Annotated in this window: 17 protein-coding genes; 9 read left to right on the top strand and 8 right to left on the bottom strand. The window is 69.6% G+C overall.

Translation table 11 applies throughout. The annotated features are described in order from the left end of the window. Positions 1-14: 14 nt before the first annotated feature. Positions 15-785 carry a tryptophan synthase subunit alpha gene (gene trpA, locus ACUTAG_RS01675; protein ID WP_227739951.1) on the top strand — a complete coding sequence of 257 codons (771 nt, stop codon included), beginning with the start codon at positions 15-17 and terminating at the stop codon, positions 783-785. 183 nt (positions 786-968) lie between these two features. Beyond that, entirely contained in the window at positions 969-3,404 is a 2,436-nt protein-coding gene (locus ACUTAG_RS01670) for a DNA internalization-related competence protein ComEC/Rec2 (protein ID WP_058664740.1), read from the top strand. 49 nt (positions 3,405-3,453) lie between these two features. On the opposite strand, the gene ACUTAG_RS01665 is transcribed toward ACUTAG_RS01670, so the two are convergent. Further along, positions 3,454-4,764, bottom strand: coding sequence for an ArgE/DapE family deacylase (locus ACUTAG_RS01665; protein ID WP_024069374.1), 1,311 nt, complete (start codon positions 4,762-4,764; stop codon positions 3,454-3,456). A 29-nt stretch (positions 4,765-4,793) separates the two neighbouring features. Continuing rightward, positions 4,794-6,119, bottom strand: a complete 1,326-nt coding sequence (locus ACUTAG_RS01660) for an MFS transporter (protein WP_054445121.1) — start codon at positions 6,117-6,119, stop codon at positions 4,794-4,796. A gap of 132 nt (positions 6,120-6,251) precedes the next feature. Between ACUTAG_RS01660 and ACUTAG_RS01655 the strand changes: the two genes are divergently transcribed. After that, positions 6,252-7,229: a LysR family transcriptional regulator gene (locus tag ACUTAG_RS01655; RefSeq protein WP_024069372.1), complete on the top strand. Its 978-nt coding sequence runs from the start codon at positions 6,252-6,254 to the stop codon at positions 7,227-7,229. A gap of 22 nt (positions 7,230-7,251) precedes the next feature. Here ACUTAG_RS01655 and ACUTAG_RS01650 read toward each other — a convergent pair whose 3' ends face one another. Continuing rightward, on the bottom strand, positions 7,252-8,175 hold the full coding sequence (locus ACUTAG_RS01650; protein ID WP_058664739.1) for a TonB family protein: 924 nt from the start codon (positions 8,173-8,175) through the stop codon (positions 7,252-7,254). A gap of 111 nt (positions 8,176-8,286) precedes the next feature. Next, positions 8,287-9,174, bottom strand: coding sequence for a LysR family transcriptional regulator (locus ACUTAG_RS01645; RefSeq protein WP_020928260.1), 888 nt, complete (start codon positions 9,172-9,174; stop codon positions 8,287-8,289). Between the two features lie 131 nt (positions 9,175-9,305). Here ACUTAG_RS01645 and ACUTAG_RS01640 point away from each other — a divergent pair, with 131 nt between their 5' ends. Next, positions 9,306-10,949, top strand: a complete 1,644-nt coding sequence (locus ACUTAG_RS01640; RefSeq protein ID WP_058664738.1) for a GMC family oxidoreductase — start codon at positions 9,306-9,308, stop codon at positions 10,947-10,949. Between the two features lie 83 nt (positions 10,950-11,032). On the opposite strand, the gene cfa is transcribed toward ACUTAG_RS01640, so the two are convergent. Next, complete coding sequence (gene cfa, locus ACUTAG_RS01635) at positions 11,033-12,211, bottom strand: cyclopropane fatty acyl phospholipid synthase (RefSeq protein WP_058664737.1); 1,179 nt, start codon at positions 12,209-12,211, stop codon at positions 11,033-11,035. Positions 12,212-12,664: 453 nt separating this feature from the next. Here cfa and ACUTAG_RS01630 point away from each other — a divergent pair, with 453 nt between their 5' ends. The 4 genes from ACUTAG_RS01630 to greB all read left to right on the top strand — a co-directional run bounded on the left by ACUTAG_RS01630 (position 12,665) and on the right by greB (position 15,865). Beyond that, positions 12,665-13,213 (top strand): AAA family ATPase, encoded by a 549-nt coding sequence (locus ACUTAG_RS01630; RefSeq protein WP_020928258.1) that lies wholly within the window; start codon positions 12,665-12,667, stop codon positions 13,211-13,213. Between the two features lie 59 nt (positions 13,214-13,272). Beyond that, complete coding sequence (locus tag ACUTAG_RS01625; protein ID WP_020928257.1) at positions 13,273-14,208, top strand: alpha/beta fold hydrolase; 936 nt, start codon at positions 13,273-13,275, stop codon at positions 14,206-14,208. Between the two features lie 168 nt (positions 14,209-14,376). After that, entirely contained in the window at positions 14,377-15,222 is an 846-nt protein-coding gene (locus ACUTAG_RS01620; RefSeq protein WP_035181723.1) for a 3',5'-nucleoside bisphosphate phosphatase, read from the top strand. Positions 15,223-15,313: 91 nt separating this feature from the next. After that, on the top strand, positions 15,314-15,865 hold the full coding sequence (greB, locus tag ACUTAG_RS01615; protein WP_024069367.1) for a transcription elongation factor GreB: 552 nt from the start codon (positions 15,314-15,316) through the stop codon (positions 15,863-15,865). Between the two features lie 183 nt (positions 15,866-16,048). On the opposite strand, the gene ACUTAG_RS01610 is transcribed toward greB, so the two are convergent. From ACUTAG_RS01610 to ACUTAG_RS01600, 3 genes are all read right to left on the bottom strand, one after another. After that, positions 16,049-17,080, bottom strand: a complete 1,032-nt coding sequence (locus ACUTAG_RS01610) for a DctP family TRAP transporter solute-binding subunit (RefSeq protein ID WP_024069366.1) — start codon at positions 17,078-17,080, stop codon at positions 16,049-16,051. 86 nt (positions 17,081-17,166) lie between these two features. Then, positions 17,167-18,465 (bottom strand): TRAP transporter large permease, encoded by a 1,299-nt coding sequence (locus ACUTAG_RS01605; protein WP_006385115.1) that lies wholly within the window; start codon positions 18,463-18,465, stop codon positions 17,167-17,169. Beyond that, positions 18,462-19,013: a TRAP transporter small permease gene (locus tag ACUTAG_RS01600; protein WP_006385116.1), complete on the bottom strand. Its 552-nt coding sequence runs from the start codon at positions 19,011-19,013 to the stop codon at positions 18,462-18,464. Before ACUTAG_RS01600 ends, ACUTAG_RS01605 begins: the two co-directional genes overlap by 4 nt. A gap of 364 nt (positions 19,014-19,377) precedes the next feature. On the opposite strand from ACUTAG_RS01600, the gene purL reads away from it, so the two are divergent. After that, positions 19,378-23,427 (top strand): phosphoribosylformylglycinamidine synthase, encoded by a 4,050-nt coding sequence (gene purL, locus ACUTAG_RS01595; RefSeq protein WP_148317994.1) that lies wholly within the window; start codon positions 19,378-19,380, stop codon positions 23,425-23,427. The last annotated feature ends 27 nt before the right edge of the window (positions 23,428-23,454 follow it).

The following is a 23,454-nucleotide window of genomic DNA, read 5'->3' as shown; positions in this document are numbered from 1 at the left end:
GGCTTGAACGAACCTTGGCGGACCTGCGCGGCTCCGGCCGGCCGGGCCTGGCGGCCTACTTCACGGCCGGCGATCCCTGCTACGACGACTGCCTGGCCTTGCTGCGAGCGCTGCCCGCGGCGGGCGCGGACGTGATCGAGCTGGGCATGCCGTTCAGCGATCCGATCGCCGACGGCCCGGTGCTGCAACGGGCCAACGCGCGCGCGCTGAAGGCGGGGCAGACGCTGCGGCGCACCCTCGACTTGGTTGCCGCCTTCCGCGAGGAAGATGCCCACACGCCAGTCGTGCTGATGGGCTACCTGAACCCATTGATGCGCTATGAAGCGGCCAGCTTCATGGCCGACGCGGCCTGGGCCGGCATCGATGGCCTGATCGTGGTGGATTTGTCGCCCGAGCATGCCGCCGGCATCGAACGGCTGGCGCGGCGGCACGGCATCGCCATCATCAGGATGACCGCGCCGACCACGCCGGACGAACGCCTGGAGCAGGTGCTGGCCGGCGCCAGCGGCTTCGTGTACCACGTCATGCTGGCGGGAACCACGGGAGCCGCGCTGCCCGCCGACGAAGTCATCGCCGCTTCCCTGGCGCGGCTCCGGGCGCGAACGCGGCTGCCCATCGCCGCCGGCTTCGGCGTGCGGACGGCCGACCAGGTGCGGGCGGTGGGGCGCCATGCCGATCTCGTCGCCGTCGGCACGCGGCTCGTCGAAGTGCTGGCATCATCCGGCGTGCCCGCGGCGCTGGCCGAGGTCCGGTCGCTGGCCGCCGCCGCCAGGGCGGGGCGCTAAACCGCGGCGATCCGCGCCTGGCCTGCGCGCGACGTTCAGACGTTCCTCAATGCGAGCGCCGCGCCTCGCGGTCCGCCGAGGTGGGCAAATCCGTTCACTGGCCCATCCCCGGCGGGGCGGCGCGTCCTACGCTGATCCGTTTCTTGGGAGACGGATATCAAAGGGCGCATATTCTGCCTGGCCATGGTGGCGGGCGCCGGGGCGGTGCAAAGCCTGGCGGTGTTGCCGGGCGCGGCGTTGCGCCTGGTTGCGGGCGCGGCCTGCCTGCTGTTGGCGTGGGCGGCCCGCCGTTGGCGCACGGGCGCCGCGGGCGTGCTGGCGGTTTTGGTGGCGGGGCTGCTGGCCGGGGCGCTCAATGCCACGGTGCGGGCGCAATGGCGCCTGGATGACGCGCTTGCCGACGAACACCAGGACGCGGTGGCGCGACTGGTGCTGCGCGTGGCCGAACTGCCCGACGCCGACGCGCGCGGGGTGCGCTTCACGGCCGAGCAGGCGGGGCCGGGCCTGCCCGGCGTTCCCCGGCGCATCCTGGTCTCGTGGCTGGCGCCGCAGGCGGGCCGGCAGGAAGGGGCGCGGACCGCGCCGCCGGCGCTGCCGCAGGTGGTGCCGGGACAGGTGTGGCGCATGGCGCTGGTGCTGCGCCGGCCGCATGCGCCGCTCAATCCTGAAGCGGCCGATGGCGAGGCGCGGCTCTTCGCGCGCGGCTTGCGGGCCACCGGCACGGTGCGCGGCCAGCCGCGCCTGCTCGATGACCAGCCCTGGGCCTCGGCCGGCGTCGCCATCGAACGGGCCCGTCATCAGGTTCGCGAAGGCATGCGGCGCGCGTTGGGCGGGCACCGCTACGCGCCGGTGCTGATCGCGCTGGCAATCGGCGACCAGGCGGGGGTGTCGCGCGAGGACTGGCGCATTTTCAATCGCAGCGGCATCACTCACCTGGTGTCGATCAGCGGCATGCATGTGACATCGATCGCCGGGCTGGCGGCGTGGCTGGTGGCGGCGGCCTGGCGGCGCGCGCGGTGGCGCGGCTGCGGCCTGGCCGAACGGGTTCCGGCGCGCATCGCCGGCGGCGTCGCGGCGGCGGTGGTGGGCCTGCTGTATTGCCTGTTGGCGGGGTGGGGCGTGCCGTCGCGCCGCACCTTCTTCATGCTGTCGGTGGTGCTGGCGGCCGCGTGGTCGCGCTTGCGGGTATCGGCGGGGCGGGTGCTGGCGTTCGCCGCCGCGGCGGTGACGCTGCTGGATCCCTGGGCGCCGATGGCGGCGGGATTCTGGCTGTCGTTCGGCGCGGTGGCGATTCTGTTGCGCGTTGCGCAGGCGCCGCGCGACGCCGACGCCGGCTGGCGGCAACGCTGCGGCGCGGCCCTGGCGCAGGCCACGCGGCTGCAACTGACCGTGACGCTGGGATTGACGCCGCTGCTCGCCTTCCTGGTACACCAGGTATCGCTGGGATCGCCGCTGGCCAATGCGGTGGCGATTCCGGCGGTGACTTTCCTGGTGACGCCATTGGCCCTGTTGTGCGCGCTGCTGTCGGTGACCCCGGCGATGGCGGGGGCCGCCGCCGTCGCCGGGCAGGCGGGGGCGCGGGTATTCGAGCTGGCAATGACGGTGGTGGCGTGGGTGGGCAACGCCGAGTGGGCCAGCTTCACGGTGGCGGCGGCGCCCTGGCCATGGCTGGCGTGGGCGCTGGCGGGCATGGCGTGGGCGTTGCAGGCGCCGGGCTGGCCCGCCCGGCGCCTGGGATGGCTGTGCATGCTGCCGCTGTTGTGCTGGCGGCCGGAGCGGCCCGCGCCAGGCGAGTGGCGCATGAGCGCATTGGACGTCGGGCAGGGCAGCGCGATCCTGGTCGAGACCGCGACGCAGGCCCTGCTGTTCGATGCCGGCCCGCGCCATTTCGGCGGAGGCGACGCCGGCGAGCGGGTGATCGCGCCGCAATTGCAGGCGCGCGGCATCGGCCGGCTGGACGTGCTGGTGCTGTCGCACGCCGACCTGGACCACGTGGGCGGGACGCGTTCGGTGCTGGCGGCGGTGCCGGTGGCGCGCAGCTATGCGTCGTTCGATGTGGCGGCATGGCTGCGCCGCGACGCGCGCCTGTGGCCCGGGCAGGACGGCGCCGGGGCGGACGGCAGGACGCCGGCGCGGATGCTGCGTTGCGAGCGCGGCGACAGTTGGCAGGCCGATGGCGTGACCTTCACGTTTCTACATCCCGCGGCGGGTGCGCCGGCTTCCGGCGGCGACCGTAACGCCAACAGCTGCGTGCTGCGAGTGGAAGGCGCCCATCATTCCCTGCTGTTGACGGGCGATATCGGCGTCGCCCAGGAGCGGGAGCTGGCCGCCCTTGGGCTGCCGCCCACCGATATCGTGCTGGCGCCGCACCATGGCTCGGCGTGGTCGTCCGGGCGCGAGCTGGTGGCGGCGGCGCGGGCCGGCCATGCGATTGCGCAGAACGGCTACCTGAATCGCTTCGGGCATCCGGCGCCGACGGTGGAGCGGCGCTGGCTCCGCGCCGGCGCGGCGTTCTGGCGCAGCGATCGCGACGGCGCGGTGATGGCCGAGTCGCGCGCCGCCGGCCTCGACGTATGGGCCCAGCGGGCGCGCCACCGGCGCTATTGGCACGGGCGCTGAGCCGGCGCCGTCCGCCTCGGGCGCGCCGGCGCGCGGGGCGCCCTGGCGCTCAGGCGCCCGTCTCGCTGACGCCGCACCACTGCGCGATGAACAGCGCGATGGTCTTGGTGATCAGCCGCAGCGACTCCAGGTGCACGCGTTCGTCGAAGCCATGGATGTCGAGCGATTTCGGGCCGTAGACCAGCGTGGGCATGTCGCCATAGATCACGAACACCCGGGCGTCGAGATAGCCGGGCGTGGTGAAGCTCTGCAGCTCGCTGTTGAAGGCCTGCTGGTGGCACGCGCGCAGGGTGTTCTCGGCGGCGCTGCCTTCCTCCAGCACATAGCCTTCGGCGTAGAAGCCGGTGTAGGTGACCTGAGGCGGCGTGCCGCCCAGGCGCGGATCGGCGACGGCATCGCGCAGGCAGGCGTCGATCTGGGCGCGGGCCTCGTCGGCGGTGGTGCCGGGATAGATCGCGGCGCGCACGTCGAATTCACACCAGGGCGGCACGGTCGATGGCCAGTCGCCGCCTTCGATCTTGCCGATGTTGAAGTTGATCGGATGATCCAGGTGCTCGAAATGGCGGTGGCAGTGATGTTCGGCGTTCCACTTGGCCTCGATGCCGCGCAGGGCTTCGATGGCGGCGTAGGCGGCATCGATGGCGTTGAAGCCGTTGGCCATTTCGCGGGTGTGGGTGGGATGGCCCTGCACCCGGACCTTGAACCACAGCACGCCCACGTTGGCGCGCACCAGCATGTTCTCCTCGGGTTCCGGGATGATCACGGCATCGGCGCGGTAGCCGCGCAGCAGCGCCGCCAGGGCGCCGTTGCCGGTGCATTCCTCTTCGACCACCGACTGGAAATAGATGGGGGCCCCGGGGGCATAGCCCGCCGCGCGCACGGCATCGTAGGCGTACAGGTTGGCAACCAGCCCGGCCTTCATGTCGGCCGCGCCGCGACCGTACATCCAGCCGTCGATGATGGCCGGGTCCCAGGGCGAGCGGCTCCACATGTCGACCGGTCCGGTCGGCACCACGTCGATGTGTCCGTTCAGGATGAGCGAGCGGCCGGTCTGCTGTTCGGGACGATAGGTGCCCACCACGTTGAAGGCGTTTTCGTACGACACGGTCACCGGGCCGAAGCCGGGATGCGACTCGATGTCGCGCACGTCGATCTTCCAGCGGTCCATGGCGAAGCCGCGCGCGCGCATCGCTTCGAACAGGAAGTCCTGCGCCGTGTGTTCCTGTTCGCGCAGCGACGGAAAGCGCACCAGATCCTGGGTGAAGGCGAGCTGGGCGTCGAACCGGGCATCGACGGCCTGCAGGATGCGGCGGGTCTGTTCTTCGGAAAGCGCCGGCGGGGTGGAGGTTTGTTGCGTCATCGTGTTTCCTTGGGGAGGCGGATTCAGGTTCAGGCGGCCGGCGCGTGCGCGGCGCGGGGCGTGTCCAGCGCCAGCCGGCGCTTGTGGCCGGCCAGGGCCCAGATCGACACCAGCGTGATCGCCGACAGGGTCGAGTAGAAGATCGCCAGCGGCAGCCATTGGCCGGGATAGTGGTAGGTCAGCCAGGTGCCGATCAGCGGCGTCATGCCGCCGGCGACCGCGCCGCAGAGCTGGTACGAAAGAGAGATGCCGGAATAGCGCACGTGCGCCGGAAACGCCGCGCTGATGTAGCCGGCCATCGCCGAGTAGATCGCGGCCATGAAGACCAGCACGATGGCGATGCCGCCGACGATGCTGTAGGACGTGCCCTGCGTGACGAGCATGAACATCGGGTAGGGCGCCAGCACCGAACAGACCGCGGCCGTGATGAGCACGCGGGTCGGACCGAGGATGTCGGCCAGCCACGCCGCCAGCGGCTGCACGAAGAACTGGATGATGGCGACCGCGAACAGGCAGTCCAGGATCAGCTTGCGGTCCAGGCCCATCGTCTGCGTGGTGTAGGACAGCATGAAGGTGTTGGTGAAATAGATGCCGCCGATGGCCACGGTGCACACGCCCATGCACAACAGCACGGTGCGCCAGGCGGTGCGCAGCACTTCCTTGGCCGGGACCTCGGCGCGTTCCTGGCGTTCGAGCACCTGGGCGAAGTCGGGCGATTCATTGACGCCGACGCGGATGAAGTAGCCGACCAGCAGCAATACCGCGCTGATCAGGAACGGCACGCGCCAGCCCCAGCTGACGAAATCGGCTTCGTCCAGCGCGGTCAGCAGGCGGAACGCGAGCAGCGACAGGATCAGGCCGGCCGGGCTGCCCAACTGCGCGAACGAGGCGGCGAAGGTGCGGCGCCGCTGCGAGGCGTGTTCGCCCGCCATCAGCACCGCGCCGCCCCATTCGCCGCCGACCGCCAGGCCTTGCGCCAGGCGCAGCAGCAGCAACAGGGCGGGGGCCCACAAGCCGGCGCTGGCGTAGCTGGGCAGCAGGCCGATGCCGACCGTGGCCAGGCCCATGATGACCAGGGTGGCCATCAGCGCCTTCTTGCGGCCGACGCGGTCGCCCAGGTGGCCGAAGATGACGCCGCCCAGCGGGCGCGCCAGGAAGCCGGCCGCAAAGGTGCCGAACGAGGCCATGGTGCTGATGAACGGGTCGGCCGTGGGGAAGAAGACCTTGCCGAACACCAGGGCGGCGGCGGTGGCGTAGATGTAGAAGTCATACCACTCGATGGTGGTGCCGACGAAGGCGGCGGTCGCGGCGCGCACGGGCTGGCGCGCCGCCGGAGCATGGACGGGAGCGGTCATGGGTTTCCTCTTGGGGTGTTGTCGTTGTTCGAAGGCGTGTTTATCGCTCCCGCCTCGATATAACGTCAATTTATGATTTTTAATTTTTCACTTAAGTAAAATTGATGTTTTGATTTCGCGCGCCCGCCATCGATGAAGCAGACCCACCCCGATCCCCGCAGCGGCGACCGCCTGGACTGGAACCTGCTGCGCACCTTCCTGGTCATCGTGCAGGAGCGCAGCATCAGCGGCGCGGCCGCCAAGCTGCACCTGACGCAATCGGCCGTCAGCCAGGCGCTCAAGCGGCTCGAGGAGCAGCTGGACCGGCGCCTGGTCGAGCGGCACAACCAGGCGTTCACGGTCACCAACGCCGGCGAGGAGGTGCGCCGCGCGGCCGAGGCCATCTACGGCAACGTGGCGCAGTTGCTGACCGACGTGTCGCAGACCGAGGTGGAGGCGAGCGGCCGCATCCACCTGCTGGTGGCCAGCCGCATCCATTCCCAGGTCTATGACAATTTCTGGGCCGCGTTCCACGCCGCCTATCCGCGCATCGAGGTGCAGTTGGACGTGCTGCCCAGCAGCGAGATCGTCACGCTGATGCAGCAGCGCGTGGGCACGGCGGGCATCGCGCTGTGCCGGCAGATGCCCAAGCGCCTGGAGAACAAGGTGTTCCTGCACCAGCGCTATGCCTTGTTCTGCGGCCGCAATCACGCGCTGTTCGGCCGGCAGGACCTGCGCATCGAGGACCTGATGGGCGAGAACTTCGTGTCTTTCGCCAGCGATGCGCTGGGCGACAGCCTGTCGCCGCTGACGATCTTTCGCGACCAGCGCGGTTTTTCAGGGCGGGTGGTGGCGACGTCGACGCAGCATGACGAGGTCAAGCGCCTGCTCATCGCGGGTTTCGGCATCGGTTGCCTGCCCGAGCACAGCGTGCGGCGCGACCTGGCCGAGGGCCGGCTGTGGCGCCTGCCGCCCGGCGAAGGGGTGTGTTCGGTCGACCTGCATCTGCTGTGGCATCGCGATGCGCCGCGCAGCCCCGCCGAAAAAGCCTTCCTGACGCACTTTCGCGACTATATCGATGGGTTCACCATGGCCGAGCGGCTGGCGTCCGACAACCTGCCGCCGCTTTGACGCGTGCGGCCGGCTGGGGGTATCAGCGCGGCGCGATCCGGATGCCGTCGCGCACCTGCCTGAACATCGTCATGGCGGCCGGCATCGCGTCGCGCTGCGTGGCGCAGGCCATGCGGACGCGGCCCTGCGGCAGCGGCAGCTCTGCGTAGTACTCCAGCGTGTCGGCGTGGCCGGGACCGGCGCCGGGCGCCACCACGTAGTCAATGCCGGCGCTGCCGGCCAGCGTGTAGTGGTCGTATAGCTCGATGCTCGCGCGTCGCTGGCGCTGGCGGCGTTCGGCGGCCTTGACCTGGGCCTGCCAGGTCGGCGCGGCGGGCGCCTTGGCGCCCCGGGCCAAGGGTGGGGCGGCCACGAGGCCGACGCGGCACAGGTATTTGGCATCCTGCGCCCGGGGCGGAAAGCCGTCGGGGCTGGAGATCTCGATCAGGGCGTCGAAGCGGCCGCGCGCCGGCGCCGGGCCGACCCGCAAGGGCGACGGCACGGTGACGGTCAGTCCGCTGGCGGCGTCGGCGTAGCGGCGCGGCGCAATGTCGGCGGGCGGCCCGCGGTCGTCCGCGCGATCGCCCGCCGGCTCGTCTTCCTCTTGCTGGAACCGCAGCGGCAGGCTCAGCGCGGTCTTTTCGCCCGTCATGTCGGCGGAAAAGGCGGGCAGCGGCCCGGCGCGCTGCACCATCCGGGTGGCGGCGCGGTCGACCGTCGCGTCGCCGGAGGAGCGGTCGACGCTGACATCGGCGATGCTGCCGTCGCGCCGCACGATGATCTTCAGCGACAGGCTGATCGGGCCGCTCAGGCGCCGGGCTTCCGGCGGAAACTTGAAGCTGCTGATCATGCGCCGCTGCACGGCCTGAGTCCACTCGGCCTGATTGGCGGGGGCGGCCGCGAACACCGGCGGCGCGGCGCAGGCCAGGGTGAGGGCCAGGCTACAGGCAAGCACGCGCCAACGCATACGCAGGTCTCCGGTCAGGGGGCGGCGCCGGCGTGGCCGGCAGAAATGTGAAAGCGAGCATACCCGAGTGGCGCGCGTGGCGTGGGCCGGGCTGGCGCGCATCCGCCTGGCCTACGCAAACGCGGCCCGCACCGCATCGAACGCGGCCATCACCAGCGGCTCCTCGCGCCGCGCCGCGAGCGTGATGAAGGCCAGTTCGGCCTGGATCGACAGGTCCGGCGCCAGCGCCAGGCCGTGGGCCTGCGATTCGCGCAGCGCGATCGAGTCGCGCGCCAGGGTCAGCCCGACGCCGGAACGCACCAGGTCCAGCATCGAGGCCTCCTGGTCGACCTCGGCAACGGTGTTGGGCGTGACGCCCAGTTCGGCGAATTTCGCGGCGAGCAGGCGATGGTGGACGGAGTCGGGCGGCGTCCATATCCAGGGCAGCGCGGCGATGTCGCGCCAGTCGCGCCCGGCCAGTTGCGGCCCCCAGCCCTTGGGCGCCACCACGTAGTAGGAAAAGCCTGCCAGCGGCAGGGCGTGCAGCGCCGGCTGGCCACGGGCCGCGTCGCGCGGGCCGAGGAAGAAGCCGACGTCCAGTTCGCCCGCGCGCACCTGGCGGCCGACCGAGCCGGACATGCCGTGGCGCAGGGTGGGGCGGATCTTGGGATAGTGCTGCACCAGGTATTGCAGCGTGGCGCCCAGCCGCAGGAATTCCGGATCCAGGATGGTGCCCAGGCGCAGTTCGCCCTGCACCGTGGTGCGCAGCGCGCCGATGGCGCGCTCGAAGTCCTCGAGCGCGTCCAGCACGCGCTGGGCCGAGGGCAGCAGGGCGCGTCCATCGGCATTGGGCGCCAGGCCCTGGGCGGTGCGGGTGAACAGCGGCAGGTCCAGGGCTTCCTGGAAGCTCTTGAGCTGCAGGCTGAGCGCGGGCTGCGTCAGGTGCAGGTGTTCGGCCGCGCGCGTCAGGTTGCCGACGCGCGCCACGGCGGCGAAGGTGCGGATGTGCTTGAGGTCCATGGCTCCGGTCCGGGCAGGGCGATACCCATTATTAAAGAGCCTTATAAAGCGCTTTTCAACAATTCATTGGACAGGGGCGGCCGGCTGCGCGACAGTGGCACAGCCCCTTGAGACTCAAAAGAAGAAGCGCAATGGAGACATACGACTACATCATCGTGGGCGCGGGGTCGGCCGGCTGCGTGCTGGCCAACCGCCTGAGCCGCGACCCGGCGGTGCGCGTGCTGCTGCTGGAGGCGGGCGGACGCGACAACTACCACTGGATCCACATTCCGGTCGGCTACCTGTATTGCATCGGCAATCCCCGCACCGACTGGATGTACCGCACCGGCGCCGAGCCGGGGCTGGGCGGGCGGTCGCTGATCTATCCGCGCGGCCGGGTGCTGGGCGGCTGCTCGTCGATCAACGGCATGATCTACATGCGCGGGCAGCGCCAGGACTACGACCAATGGGCCGAGATCGCCGGCGATCCGTCCTGGCGCTGGGACCAGGTGCTGCCGGTGTTCAAGCGCAGCGAAGACCACCATCGCGGGGCCGATGAATTCCACGGCGCCGGCGGCGAATGGCGGGTGGAGGCGCAGCGGCTGCGCTGGGACATCCTCGACGCCTTCGCCAGCGCGGCGGAACAGGAAGGCATTCCGCGCGTGGCGGACTTCAACCGGGGCGACAACTTCGGCGTCGGCTATTTCGACGTGAACCAGCGCCGCGGCTGGCGTTGGAACACCGCCAAGGCGTTCCTGCGGCCGGTGCGCGAACGGGCCAATCTGCAGGTGATGACGGGCGCGCATGCCGAGCGCCTGCTGTTCGAGGGCACGCGCTGCGTCGGCGTGCAGGTGCGCCGCGACGGCCAGTCCGCCAGCGTCCGCGCGGCGCGCGAGGTGGTGCTGGCGGCGGGCGCCGTCAATACGCCGCAACTGCTGGAACTGTCGGGGATCGGCGAGCCGGCGCGCCTGCGCGAAAGCGGCATTGCGCTGCGCCACGCCTTGCCCGGCGTGGGCGAGAACCTGCAGGACCATTTGCAGCTGCGCGTCATCCTGAAAGTGCGCGGCGTCAAGACGCTGAACCGCATCGCCTCGACCTGGTGGGGCAAGGCCGGCATCGGGCTGGAATACCTGCTGAACCGCAGCGGGCCGATGAGCATGGCGCCGTCGCAACTGGGGGCGTTCGCCAAGTCCGATCCGGGCCAGGCGCGCGCCAACCTGGAATTCCATGTGCAGCCCCTGTCGTTGGGCGCGTTCGGCGAACCGCTGCATGGTTTCGATGCGTTCACGGCCAGCGTCTGCAACCTGCGGCCGGTGTCGCGCGGCAGCGTGCACGCGCAGGGCGCGGACGGTTCGCTGCCGCCGGTGATCACGCCGAACTACCTTAAGGAAGAACAGGACCTGAAGGTGGCGGCCGACGCCATCCGCCTGGTGCGGCGCATCAGCGCGGCGCCGGCCTTGCAGCGTTACCAGCCCGAGGAATGGCTGCCGGGCCCGGCCTACCAGAGCGAGGCCGAGCTGCGCGAGGCGGCGGGCAAGATCGGCACCACCATCTTCCATCCGGTCGGCACCTGCGCCATGGGCCGCCGCGCCGACGACGGCGCGGTGGTGGATGCGCGCCTGCGCGTGCATGGTCTGCAAGGCCTGCGCGTGGCGGATGCGTCGATCATGCCGACGATCACCTCGGGCAACACCAATTCGCCCACCATCATGATCGCGGAGCGGGCGGCGCAGATGATCCTGGAGGATGCGGTGCGCGTCGGCGCCGAGGCGCGGGCGGCCGAGCTGGTCGAGTGACGCGGAGCGGGACGCGTCCGTGGCGATCCGGGCGGCGCCTTCCAGAGGGGCAGCCCCCCGGGAAGGCGCTCTCCGAGTCCGCTTCAGCGCAGAGAACGGTACATTTCCTGGCGCTGCGGATGCGTCAGGATCACCTGCCACAGCTGCCCTTCGCGCGAGCGGAAGAAGCCCGCGCAACACATCAGGTAGTACTGCCACATGCGGTAGAAACGCGTGCCGTAGCGCTCCTGCAGCTGCGGCCAGGCGCGCTGGAAGTTGTCCCACCAGGCCATCAGCGTGCGGTCGTAGTCGGCGCCGAAGTTGTGCCAGTCCTCGATGATGAAGCGGCCTTCGACCGCGGTGCTGATCTCGCGCGCCGACGGCAGCTTGCCGTTGGGGAAGACGTAGCGGTCGATCCAGGGATCGGTGCTCTGGCTGGTCGAGGCGATGCCGATGGTGTGCAGCAGGAAGATGCCGTTTGGCGCCATCAGCCGTTGCACATTGGTGAAGTAGGTGTCGTAGTTCTTGGGGCCGACGTGCTCGAACATGCCGACCGACACCACCTTGTCGAAGCTGCCCTGCAGGTCGCGGTAGTCCTGCAGCAGCAGTTCCACCGGCAGGCCGCGCACGCGCTCCTGCGCCAGCGCCAGCTGTTCCTTGGAGACGGTGATGCCGGTGACCTTGACGCCATAGCGCTCGGCCGCGAACTTGGCCAGCCCGCCCCAGCCGCAGCCGATGTCCAGCAGCGTCTCGCCGGGCTTGAGCTGCAGCTTGCGGCAGATCATGTCGAGCTTGGCTTCCTGCGCGGCTTCCAGTGTGTCGGCCTGTTCCCAGAAGGCGCAGGAATAGATCATGCGGCTGTCGAGCATGGCTTCGAACACGTCGTTGCCGGCGTCGTAGTGCTGTTCGCCGACCTCGAAGGCGCGGCTCTTGGATTGCAGGTTGAACAGCTTGTGCCGCAGGTGTTCGGCGATCAGCTTGACGCGCGCCAGGCCCAGCGCGGCCGAGCCCATGTCGGCGCGCAGCAGGCGGGTGAACAGTTCGTCGAGCTGCTCGCAGTCCCATTCGCCGTCCATGTAGGATTCGCCCAGCCCCAGCGACCAGCTGGCGAAGACGCGCTCGTACATGTGTTTGTCATGAACCTGGATGTCCCAGGGGCGCGAACCGTTGATCTGCACGTCGGCCCGGCCCAGCAGGTCCTGCAGGACCTTGGGCGGTTCGGGCGGCGGTGCGGCTTCCGGGCGGGAGGGGGTTAGCTGAGTAGTCGGACTGCTTTGGTGCATAGTGGCTCCATATCAATTCTGGACTGACTGATCTGGCAATGCTCGAAGCGCATAACTCTCGCCCGGACCGGCGGATGGAATCCAATTTAATGATTGAATCGGCTCGATAGGCAATCGTAATTTCAGCGGGATGTCAGCGCCGTGACACCGCGGTCGCCGAACCGGGACCCGCCAATCTTAACCAACGTATGCTGCTGCGCAAGGCCCAGGCGCATCCTGCCACCAACAGGGGCGGCCCAATGACAAGACCATGGAGGCAATGGTGTCGTTGGCCCGCGCCATGCAATGCAGGCGTGGGCGCCGGGCGAACGCCGCTACACTGGTCGCCTGCACCGGTGTTCGCCACGGTGGCGTTGCCCGCCTGCGTGGCGGCGGCATCCGCAATGGCTGCATTCGTGCCTGTCGTCGGCGGATCGTGATCCGCCGTGTCGCGTCCGTTTCAAGGAGAGTCCCATGGCTGCGCGCATACATCTGTTCGGCGCCTCCGGCTGTGGCGCCACCACGCTGGGCGCCGCGCTCGGCCAGCGCCTGGGCGTGCCCCATCTCGAAGCCGATGACTATTATTGGCTGCCGACCGATCCGCCCTTCACGGACAAGTATCCCAAGGAGGAACGTTGGCGCCGCATCCGCGAACGGCTGCAAGGGCACGACGATTGGGTGCTCAGCGGCGGTTCGGTCTACAACTGGGGCGAGGGCCTGATTCCCGAGTTCACGTTGGCGGTGTTCCTGCGCCTGCCGGCGGCCGAGCGCATGGCGCGGCTGCAACGGCGCGAGGCCGAGCGCTACGGCGCGGCGCTGGCAACCGACCCCGCGATCGGCGACAAGAGCCGGCGTTTCCTGGAATGGGCGGCCGGCTACGACACCGGCGCCGAGGGCACCCGCACCCCCGAGCGGCACCGCGAATGGATCCGCCAGCTGCACTGTCCGGTATTGACGCTGGACACGCGCGCCAGCGTCGACGACCTGGCCGACCAGGTGATGGCCGCGCTGCGCTTCCGATAAGATACCGGCCATGCGCGGCGCCGCCGTCGCGGCGCGCGTTGGTCTTTTGGAGCACAACGATGCTGGATGCGAGCCTGGAACCCCGATTGGAATTCGTCACCTGCGCCAGCCCGGCGGGCCTGCACCGCATGGCGTACTGGGAATGGGGCGATCCGGCCAACGACCAGGTACTGGTCTGCGTCCACGGCCTGACGCGCAGCGGCCGCGACTTCGACACGCTGGCGCGACGCCTGGCCGGCCAGTACCGCGTGGTGTGCCCGGACGTGGTCGGCCGCGGCCGATCCGACTGGCTGGCCAATCCGGCTTTCTACACCGTGCCGCAATACGTGTCCGACATGGTGACGCTGGTGGCGCGGCTGCGGCCGGCCACGCTGGCCTGGGTCGGCACCTCGATGGGCGGGCTGATCGGCCTGGGGCTGGCCGGCGCCGCCGCTTTTGCGCGGGCGATGCTGCCGCTGCGCCCGCACGCAGGCATGTTGCCGCCGCAGGACGGCATCCGCCTGTCGCGGCTGGTGCTCAACGATGTCGGCCCGCGGCTGGAAACCAGCGCCCTGGCGCGTATCGGACAGTACGTGGGCGAACCCGGCGCGTTCGCGTCGTTCCCCGAGGCGGTGGCGGCCATGCGCGCCAATTCCGAGACCTTCGGCCCGCACACGGATGCGCAGTGGGATCACCTGGCGCGTTTCGTCTACCCCGAGCAGGGCGGACAATGGGTCAAGCACTACGACCTGGCGCTGGCGCAGCCGATGGCGCTGCAGACCGGCGACGAGCTGGCCGCCGGCGAGCAGATTCTGTGGCGCTCTTACGATGCGGTCGACTGCCCGATCCTGATCGTGCGCGGCGAGCATTCCGACCTGCTGACCCGCGCCACCGTCGACGAAATGCGCCAGCGCAATCCGCGCGCGCGGGTCTACGAGGTGCGCGGCGTCGGCCACGCGCCGACGCTGATGGCCGACGACCAGGTGACGGCGGTGGCGGACTTCCTGCTCACCTGACCACCGCAAGCGGCGCCTGCGCGCCGCGGGCCGAGCGCAACGCGGGCCGCCCCGGGATGGTCCGCCAGCCGCCTTGTGGTCGGCATCCGTTGATCCATCCGTTCATATTGGGGACGCCGCCGCCCGCGCCGCTACCCAGGGGGGCGGGGCTTCTCTACAATAGGTTCCATGAATACGCCCGTGCTCAACATCGATCTGCATTGCCATTCCACCGTGTCCGATGGCGCCCTGGCGCCGCGCGACGTGGCGCAGCGCGCGCACGCCAACGGCGTCGATGTCTGGGCCCTGACCGACCACGACGAGGTCGGCGGCCTGGCCGAGGCCGCGGCCATGGCCGGCGAGCTGGGCATGCGCTTTGCCACCGGCGTCGAGATTTCGGTGACCTGGGCCGGCCTGACCGTGCACATCGTCGGCCTGCGTTTCGATCCCTCCAATGCCGCGCTGATCGAAGGCCTGCGCAAGACGCGCTCGGGCCGCGCCGAGCGCGCCCGCCGCATCGGCGAGCGCCTGGCCGAAATGGGCATGCCCGGCGCCTACGAAGGCGCGCTGCCGTTCGCCGGCAATCCCGAACTGATCAGCCGCACGCACTTCGCGCGCTACCTGGTCGAAGCCGGCTACTGTCCCGACGTGCAGACCGTCTTCACCAAGCACCTGGGCGATGACCGCCCGGGCCACGTGCCGATGCAATGGGCCACCCTGGCCGAGGCGGTGGGCTGGATCCGTGGCGCCGGCGGCATCGCCGTCATCGCGCATCCGGGGCGCTACAAGTACACGCCGCTGCAGTTCGCCGCGCTGTTCGACGAATTCCTGCAGTTGGGCGGCGTGGGCATCGAAGTCACCACCGGCAGCCACACCGTGGAAGAGGCGCGCCAGTATGCCGAGGTGGCGCGCCGCTATGGTTTCCTGGCCTCGCGCGGTTCCGATTTCCACAGCGCCAAGGAAAGCCGCATGGACCTGGGCCGGCTGCCGCCGCTGCCCTCCGACCTGAAGCCGGTCTGGCACGACTGGTTCTAGCGCGGGCGGCGCGCCGCCGCCCGGCTCCTGGCATGGCGCGTCCATGCCGCCTTTGAACTGATTTGATCGCGCGCCGAGCGCGCTGCCCGCCATGAACAAAGCATTTGTCAAAGAATCCGACAACGAGGACGACGATGACCTGCCGCAGGCCCAGGCCTTGCCGGCCGGCACCAAGAACTACATGACGCCCGAAGGCTACGAGCGCCTGCGCGGCGAGCTGACACACCTGATGAACGTGGAGCGCCCGGCGGTGGTGCAGGTGGTGTCGTGGGCGGCGTCCAACGGCGACCGTTCCGAGAACGGCGACTATCTCTACGGCAAGAAGCGCCTGCGCGAGATCGATCGCCGCATGCGTTTCCTGACCAAGCGCCTGGACATCGCCGAGGTGGTCGACCCGGCCGCCCAGCCGAACCGCGACCAGGTCTTCTTCGGCGCCACGGTGCTGTATTCCGACAAGGCCGGCGAGGAGCACACCGTCACCATCGTCGGCGTGGACGAGGCCGAGCCGCTGGCCGGCAAGATCAGCTGGATCTCGCCGGTGGCGCGGGCGCTGATCAAGGCGCGGGAGGGCGACACGGTGGTGCTGCGCACGCCGGGCGGGATCGAGGAGCTGGACATTCTGGAAGTGCGCTACCCGGAGTAGGACGGCGCCACGGGGCGTTGCGGCGCCGCCGCCGAAACGGACCCTCCAAAAGGTGACGGGCGCCGGCTTGTGGCCGGCGCCCGTCTTTTGGTGGGCGGGATCTGACGTCCCTGCCTCGGTTGGCGGCTCGCGCCGCCGTTCCCCTGGGGCTTGCTGCTTGTTCGGTGTCGTGTCCTGGCCGGATTATTTCTTGCGCGCGGCGACCGACTTCTCGGCCAGATTGACCAGGTCCTCGCCAATCTGCTTCTTCCACTTGTCGTAGACGGGCTGGGTGACCTTGGCGAAGGCGTCGTGCTCGGCCTGGCTGAGCGAGGTCACGGTGACGCCATGGCCCTCGATCTCCTTGAGCAAGGACGGATCTTCCGGCGTGACGCCCTTGCGCGCGATCACGATCTGCTGCTTGCCGGCGTCCAGCGCGGCCTGGCGCACGATGTCGCGGTCCTTTTCCGACCACGAATTCCACACCTCGCGGTTGACCACGAAGATCAGCGGATCGGCCACGTAGTTCCACAGCGTCAGGTACTTCTGGCCGACGGTGTAGAGCTTGGAGCCGGTGTAGATCGACAGCGGGTTCTCCTGGCCGTCGACCGCGCCGCTGGCCAGCGCCGGCTGGGCGTCGGCCCAGCTCATCTGGGTCGGGTTGGCGCCCAGCGCGGTGAACGTGTCGATGTACAGCGGCGAGCCGACCACGCGCAGCTTCATGCCCTTCATGTCCTCGGGCCGCTTGATCTCGCGCTTGGAGTTGCTGAGCTGGCGGTAGCCGTTTTCGCCCCAGGCCAGCGGCACCACGCCGGCCTTCTCGATCAGCTTGAACATCTCCTTGCCCACGTCGCCCTGCACCAGCGCATCGATGGCGGCGTAGTCGGGCATCAGGAAGGGCAGCGAGAACAGGTTGAGCTGCTTGACCTGCGGCGACCAGTTGATGGTCGAGCCGACGGCCATGTCGATCACGCCCTGGCGGATGGCGGTGAATTCGCGGGTCTGGTCGCCCTGCACCAGCGAGGTTCCGGGGTAGACCTTGATGTTGATGCGGCCCTGGGTGCGCTCGCGCACCAGGTTCGACCAGATCTCGGCGCCCTGGCCCCACGGGAAGGTGGTGCCGACGACGATGGAGAGCTTGTACTCGGGCTTGTAGTTCTGCGCCTGCGCGGCCGCGGGAATGGCGGCGACTGCGGCGGCGCACAGCGTGGCGCCGATCAGCTTGCGGAAATTCATGTTGCGTCTCCTCTCTTTGCGGGTCTGTCTGTTGTTGTCATGAATGCATGCCGGGCGGTGGCGTCCAGATCCCCCGTCCGGTTCCCTCAATAGCCCAGCTTGTGCGGCAGCCACAGCGCCAGCTGCGGGAACACCAGCACCGCCACCAGCACCAGGAACATCGCGCCCAGCAGCCACACCACCCAGCGCACGGTCGATTCCATCGGCACGCGCGCGATGCGGCACGACACCATCAGGTTGACCGCCAGCGGCGGGGTGAACTGGCCCAGCGCCACCTTCAGCGTCAGGATCACGCCGAACCACACCGGATCCCAGTTGTAGGCCTTGGCGATCGGCATCAGCAGCGGCACGAAGATCAGGAAGATGGAGATGCCGTCCAGGAACATGCCGACCGTCATCAGCAGCAGGATCAGCAGCGCCAGCACGCCCCATTCGCCCAGCCCGGAATTGACGATGGCGTGGGTGATCGGGTCGATCACGCTGAGCGTGGACAGGGCCCAGGCGAAGATGCCGGCCAGCGTCACCACCAGCATGATCACGGCCGACAGCTCGGCCGCCTCGCGCAGGATCACGTACAGGTCGCGCAGCTTGATCGTGCGGTGGATGCACATGCCCACGAACAGGCCGTAGAACACCGCCACCACGGCCGCCTCGGTGGGCGTGAACCAGCCCATGCGCATGCCGCCCAGGATCAGCACCGGCGCGGCCAGGCCCCACGAGGCCTCGCGCAGGCTGCGCCAGAACGGCGGACGCGGCAGGTGCGCTTCCAGCATGCCCATCTTGTGCTTGCGCGACAGCCACACGGCCGGCACGATCAGCGCCAGGCCGGCCAGGATGCCGGGCACCATGCCGGCGGCGAACAGCGCCGGCACCGAGGCCTCGGGCACCAGCACCGAATAGATGATGAAGGCCACCGAGGGCGGGATGAGGATGTCGGTGGCTGCGCCCGCCGCCACCACCGAGGCCGAAAACGCGCCCGGATAGCCGGCGCGCGACATGGCCGCGATCATCACCGCGCCCACCGCGGCGGCGCAGGCCGGGCCGGAGCCCGAGATGCCGCCCAGGAACATGGCCACGGCGATCGACACCAGCGGCAGCATGCCGGGGCCGCGGCCGACGATGGCGATGGCGAAATCCACCAGCCGCTTGGCCACGCCGGAGCGGTCGAAGATGGAGCCGACCAGCACGAACATGGGAATCGCCAGCAGCGGGTACTTGGCCAGCCCGGCGTAGAAATTCTGCGGCACGGTCAGCAGGCCATACCAGGGCGTGTCCAGGTTGGACAGCACGATGGCCACGGTGCCGCCGATGCCCAGCGCCACGCCGACCGGCACGCCGATCAGCATCAGCGCGATGAAGACGGCGAACAGGATGCCGGCGATCATGCCTGGCCCCCGTCGGCCTTGGGCAGCGGCGCCCGCCACAGCCGCCGCAGCGTGCCCAGCGTGCGCAGCGAGATGGCGGCGGCCATCACCGGCAGCCAGATCGAATACCACCAGGTCGGCACGCCGATGGCGGGCGAGGTTTCCTCATAGACGAATTCGTCGGACACCAGCTTGATCGACAGCACCGTCAGCAGCACGAAGAACGCCAGCACGCAGAAGTTGGCGATCAGCGCCATGATGCGCTGGCGCCGCGGCGAGCCGTTGTCGGCCAGGATCTCGATGCGGATGTGGTGGTTGCGCACGAAGGCCACGCTGCCGCCGGCCATGGTCAGCACGATCAGCAGGAACACCGAGATTTCCTCGGTCCAGGCGAACGACTGGTCGGTGAAGTAGCGCACCAGCACGTTCAGGAAGGTGATGATGGCCAGCGCCGCCAGCAGGATCACGGCCAGCCAGTCCTCGATGGCCAGCGGCACTTTCACGGCGGGGTCTGCTTCGGCGGGGATGATCGGTTCGACAGGCTCGGCGGGGGCTTCGGGGCGTGACATGTGAGGCAACGGCCAGCGCGGCGGGCGCTTTCTTGGTATGGGGTCGCTGCATCCTACCGTCGGGGCAAGGGCAGGGGTGTTCGTGTTTTCCCGCGCTGCGGTATGGCCGCAACATGGTGCGTCGCAATACCGCGGCCGCCGGCGCGGGGCGGGCACACGCCATAACCCGCGATGCGGACAGGGATTTGGTGGGGATATTGCTGTGCAGCAGGCCGGCCGTTGCGTCGCGGAATTCTTTTGTAACAATGGCCAAAGCCGGACGAATTCGGGCCGGATCGGGACATGGCTGTCCTTCCGTCCGGGAAAACCCGCCAAGCGGGGTAAAATCCTTGTTTTGCTCCCTTCCTTATACGGCGCCCGCATCGTGTCCCTTGTTCAGCATCTGCCTGGTTCCTCCGTCCTGTCCTCCTTTCGTCGTGACCGCCTGCTGGCGCAATTGAAGGAAGCCGGCCTGCCCGTGGCCGACATTTCCGCCCGCTACGAGCACTTCGTCAGCACCGACGCCGCCCTGACGGCCGAACAGCAGCAGCAACTGACCCAACTGCTGGATTACGGCACGCCCGCCACCGGCGAAGCGCCGGCCAAGAGCCTGGCGCTGCTGGTGATCCCGCGCCTGGGCACGATCTCGCCGTGGGCCAGCAAGGCCACCGACATCGCCCACAACTGTGGCCTGTCGGCCGTGCACCGCATCGAACGCGGCGTGCGCTATGTCATCACGCCCGAACGCGGCCTGCTGGGCAGCAAGACGTTCGACGCCGACATGCTGGCGCGCGCGGCCGACTGCCTGCACGACCGCATGACCGAAACCGTGGTCGACGCCAGCTTCGACGGCCAGGCGCTGTTCCAGCCGCTGGCCGGCAAGCCGATGCGCACGGTCGACGTGCAGGCGCGCGGCGCCGCCGCCCTGGTCGAGGCCAACAGCACCCTGGGCCTGGCCCTGTCCGATGACGAGATCGAATACCTGGCCCAGTCGTTCAGCGACCTGGGCCGCGATCCCACCGACGTCGAACTGATGATGTTCGCGCAGGCCAACAGCGAACACTGCCGCCACAAGATCTTCAACGCCCAGTGGGTGATCGACGGCCAGGAGCAGCCCAACACGCTGTTCGGCATGATCCGCGCCACCCACAAGGCGCAGCCGGAAGGCACCGTGGTCGCCTACTCGGACAACGCCGCCATCATGGCCGGCGGCCCGGCGCAGCGCTTCCAGGCCGGCGTGCCGGGCGTGACCGGTGAGGGCGTCGACGGCGCCAGGTACATCCGCCGCGACACCACCGTGCATACCCTGATGAAGGTCGAGACGCACAACCACCCGACCGCGATCGCGCCGTTCCCCGGCGCCTCGACCGGCGCCGGCGGCGAAATCCGCGACGAAGGCGCCACCGGCCGCGGCTCCAAGCCCAAGGCCGGCCTGACCGGCTTCACCGTCTCGCACCTGCGCTTCGACGACGCCACGCAGCCCTGGGAAGCCGACCACCACGGCCTGCCGGACCGCATCGCCTCGCCGCTGTCCATCATGATCGACGGCCCTATCGGCGGCGCCGCCTTCAACAACGAATTCGGCCGTCCCAACCTGCTGGGCTATTTCCGTTCGTTCGAGCAGACCGCCGGCGGCACCCGCTGGGGCTACCACAAGCCCATCATGATCGCGGGCGGCCTGGGCAGCATCGACGCCGGCCTGACCCACAAGAACGAGATCCCTCCCGGCGCGCTGCTGATCCAGCTGGGCGGCCCGGGTTTCCGCATCGGCATGGGCGGCGGCGCCGCCTCCAGCATCAGCATGGGCAGCAACTCGGCCGAACTGGATTTCGATTCGGTCCAGCGCGGCAACCCCGAACTGGAGCGCCGCGCCCAGGAAGTGATCGACCGCTGCTGGCAGCAGGCCGAGAACAACCCCATCATCGCCATCCACGACGTCGGCGCGGGCGGCCTGTCCAACGCTTTCCCGGAACTGGTCAACGACGCCGGCCGCGGCGCCATCTTCGATCTGAAGCGCGTGCCGCTGGAAGAATCCGGCCTGTCGCCCGCCGAGATCTGGAGCAATGAATCGCAGGAACGCTACGTCCTGTCGATCCTGCCCAAGGACCTGGAGCGCTTTGACGCCATCGCCCGCCGCGAACGCTGCCCCTACGCGGTGGTGGGCGTGGCCACCGAGGAGCGCCAGCTGCGCGTGGTTGACGGCGAAGGCCTGCCCGGCCTGGACACGATCCGTCCGCAGGGCGAGGCCGAGGTGCGTCCGGTCGACGTGCCGATCGACGTCATCCTGGGCAAGCCGCCGCGCATGACGCGCGACGTGCGCCGCCTGCCGGGCGTGTCCGAGCCGCTGGACCTGGCCGGCATCGACCTGACCGAAGCCGCCTACCGCGTGCTGCGCCACCCCACGGTGGCCAACAAGTCGTTCCTCATCACCATCGGCGACCGCACCGTCGGCGGCCTCTCCAGCCGCGACCAGATGGTCGGCCCGTGGCAGGTGCCGGTGGCCGACTGCGCCGTCACCCTGGCCGACTACCAGGGTTTCCGCGGCGAAGCCATGGCCATGGGCGAACGCACGCCCATCGCCATGCTGAACGCGCCGGCCTCCGGCCGCATGGCCGTGGCCGAGGCCCTGACCAACCTGGCCGCCGCCGACGTGGCGCGCCTGGAAGACATCAAGCTGTCCGCCAACTGGATGGCCGCCTGCGGCGTCGACGGCCAGGACGCCGCGCTGTACGACACCGTGTCGGCCGTCAGCGAGCTGTGCCAGGCCGCCGGCCTGTCGATCCCGGTGGGCAAGGATTCGCTGTCCATGAAGACCTCCTGGGAACAGGACGGCGAGCAGCGTCAGGTGGTGGCGCCGGTGTCGCTGATCGTCACGGCCTTCGCGCCGGTCGGCGACGTGCGCGCCAGCCTCACGCCGCAGCTGCGCACCGACGCCGGCGACAGCGTGCTGATCCTGATCGACCTGGGCCGCGGCCTGCACCGCATGGGCGGCTCGATCCTGGCGCAGACCTACAACCAGGTCGGCGAGACCGTGCCGGACATCGACTCGCCCGAAGCCCTGCGCGCCTTCTTCGTCACCATCCGCACGCTGGCCGAAGCCGGCACCATCCTGGCCTACCACGACCGCTCCGACGGCGGCCTGTTCGCCACGCTGGTGGAAATGGCCTTCGCCGGCCGCACCGGCATCTCGGTCAACCTGGACATGCTGACCTTCGACCCGCAATCGGCCGATTGGGGCGACTACAAGATCCGTCCGGAACAGGTGGCGGTGCAGCGCGACGAACTGACGCTCAAGGCGCTGTTCGCGGAAGAAGCCGGCGCCGTCATCCAGGTGCCGGCCGCCCAGCGCGACGCCGTCATGCAGGTGCTGCGCGGCGCCGGCCTGTCGGCCCACTCGCACGTCATCGGCGGCCTGAACGGCGGCGACGAGGTCGAGTTCTACCGCGACGGCAAGAAGGTCTGGGGCCAGCCGCGCGCCGACCTCGGCCGCGCCTGGAGCGAAGTCTCCTACCGCATCATGGCGCGCCGCGACAACCCGGCCTGCGCCCAGGCCGAGCTGGACGTCTGGAACGACACGCAGGACCCGGGCATGAGCCCCAACGTGGCCTTCGACCCGCAGGAAGACGTGGCCGCGCCGTTCATCAACAGCGGCAAGCGCCCGCGCGTGGCGATCCTGCGCGAGCAGGGCTGCAACAGCCAGGTGGAAATGGGCTGGGCCTTCGACACCGCGGGCTTTGACGCGGTCGACGTGCACATGACCGACCTGCTGGCGGGCCGCGTCGACCTGGCGCAGGTGCAGGGCCTGGTGGCCGTGGGCGGCTTCAGCTACGGCGACGTGCTGGGCGCCGGCGAGGGCTGGGCCCGCACCATCCGCTTCAACGGCAAGCTGTCGGATCAGTTCGCGGCGTACTTCGCTCGCTCCGACACCTTCGCGCTGGGCGTGTGCAACGGCTGCCAGATGATGGCCGCGCTGGCGCCGATGATCCCGGGCGCCGAGCACTGGCCGCGCTTCACCCGCAACCTGTCCGAAAAATACGAGGCGCGCCTGTCGATGGTCGAGCTGGCCAAGTCGCCGTCGATCTTCTTTGCCGGCATGGAAGGCGCGCGCATCCCGGTCGCGGTGGCGCACGGCGAAGGCTACGCCGACTTCTCGCAGCAGGGCGACGCCGGCCGCGTGCTGGCGGCGGCGCGCTACATCGACAACCGCGGCAACGCCACCGAGGCCTATCCGTTCAACCCGAACGGCAGCCCGGGCGGCCTGACCTCCGTCACCACCGCCGACGGCCGCTTCACCGTGATGATGCCGCACCCGGAACGCGTGACCCGCAACGTCATGATGTCGTGGGCGCCCGAGAAGTGGGGCAACGCCGACAGCGGCGGCCAGTTCAGCCCGTGGATGCGCATCTTCCGCAATGCGCGCGCCTGGCTGAAATAGAAGGGGCCTCCGCGCCGCGCGCTTCGC

This window comes from Achromobacter sp. CSND-B12 (assembly GCF_052906545.1).
This window is presented reverse-complemented; position numbering and strand designations above follow the sequence as displayed.

Coding starts and splice junctions, on each gene's coding strand:
- ACUTAG_RS01655 (WP_024069372.1), top strand. CDS start 6,252: ATGAAGCAGACCCACCCCGATCCCCGCAGCGGCGACCGCCTGGACTGG.
- ACUTAG_RS01650 (WP_058664739.1), bottom strand. CDS start 8,175: ATGCGTTGGCGCGTGCTTGCCTGTAGCCTGGCCCTCACCCTGGCCTGC.
- ACUTAG_RS01660 (WP_054445121.1), bottom strand. CDS start 6,119: ATGACCGCTCCCGTCCATGCTCCGGCGGCGCGCCAGCCCGTGCGCGCC.
- ACUTAG_RS01620 (WP_035181723.1), top strand. CDS start 14,377: ATGAATACGCCCGTGCTCAACATCGATCTGCATTGCCATTCCACCGTG.
- ACUTAG_RS01640 (WP_058664738.1), top strand. CDS start 9,306: ATGGAGACATACGACTACATCATCGTGGGCGCGGGGTCGGCCGGCTGC.
- ACUTAG_RS01625 (WP_020928257.1), top strand. CDS start 13,273: ATGCTGGATGCGAGCCTGGAACCCCGATTGGAATTCGTCACCTGCGCC.
- ACUTAG_RS01605 (WP_006385115.1), bottom strand. CDS start 18,465: ATGATCGCCGGCATCCTGTTCGCCGTCTTCATCGCGCTGATGCTGATC.
- ACUTAG_RS01610 (WP_024069366.1), bottom strand. CDS start 17,080: ATGAATTTCCGCAAGCTGATCGGCGCCACGCTGTGCGCCGCCGCAGTC.
- ACUTAG_RS01630 (WP_020928258.1), top strand. CDS start 12,665: ATGGCTGCGCGCATACATCTGTTCGGCGCCTCCGGCTGTGGCGCCACC.
- cfa (WP_058664737.1), bottom strand. CDS start 12,211: ATGCACCAAAGCAGTCCGACTACTCAGCTAACCCCCTCCCGCCCGGAA.
- ACUTAG_RS01665 (WP_024069374.1), bottom strand. CDS start 4,764: ATGACGCAACAAACCTCCACCCCGCCGGCGCTTTCCGAAGAACAGACC.
- ACUTAG_RS01645 (WP_020928260.1), bottom strand. CDS start 9,174: ATGGACCTCAAGCACATCCGCACCTTCGCCGCCGTGGCGCGCGTCGGC.
- ACUTAG_RS01670 (WP_058664740.1), top strand. CDS start 969: ATGGTGGCGGGCGCCGGGGCGGTGCAAAGCCTGGCGGTGTTGCCGGGC.
- greB (WP_024069367.1), top strand. CDS start 15,314: ATGAACAAAGCATTTGTCAAAGAATCCGACAACGAGGACGACGATGAC.
- ACUTAG_RS01600 (WP_006385116.1), bottom strand. CDS start 19,013: ATGTCACGCCCCGAAGCCCCCGCCGAGCCTGTCGAACCGATCATCCCC.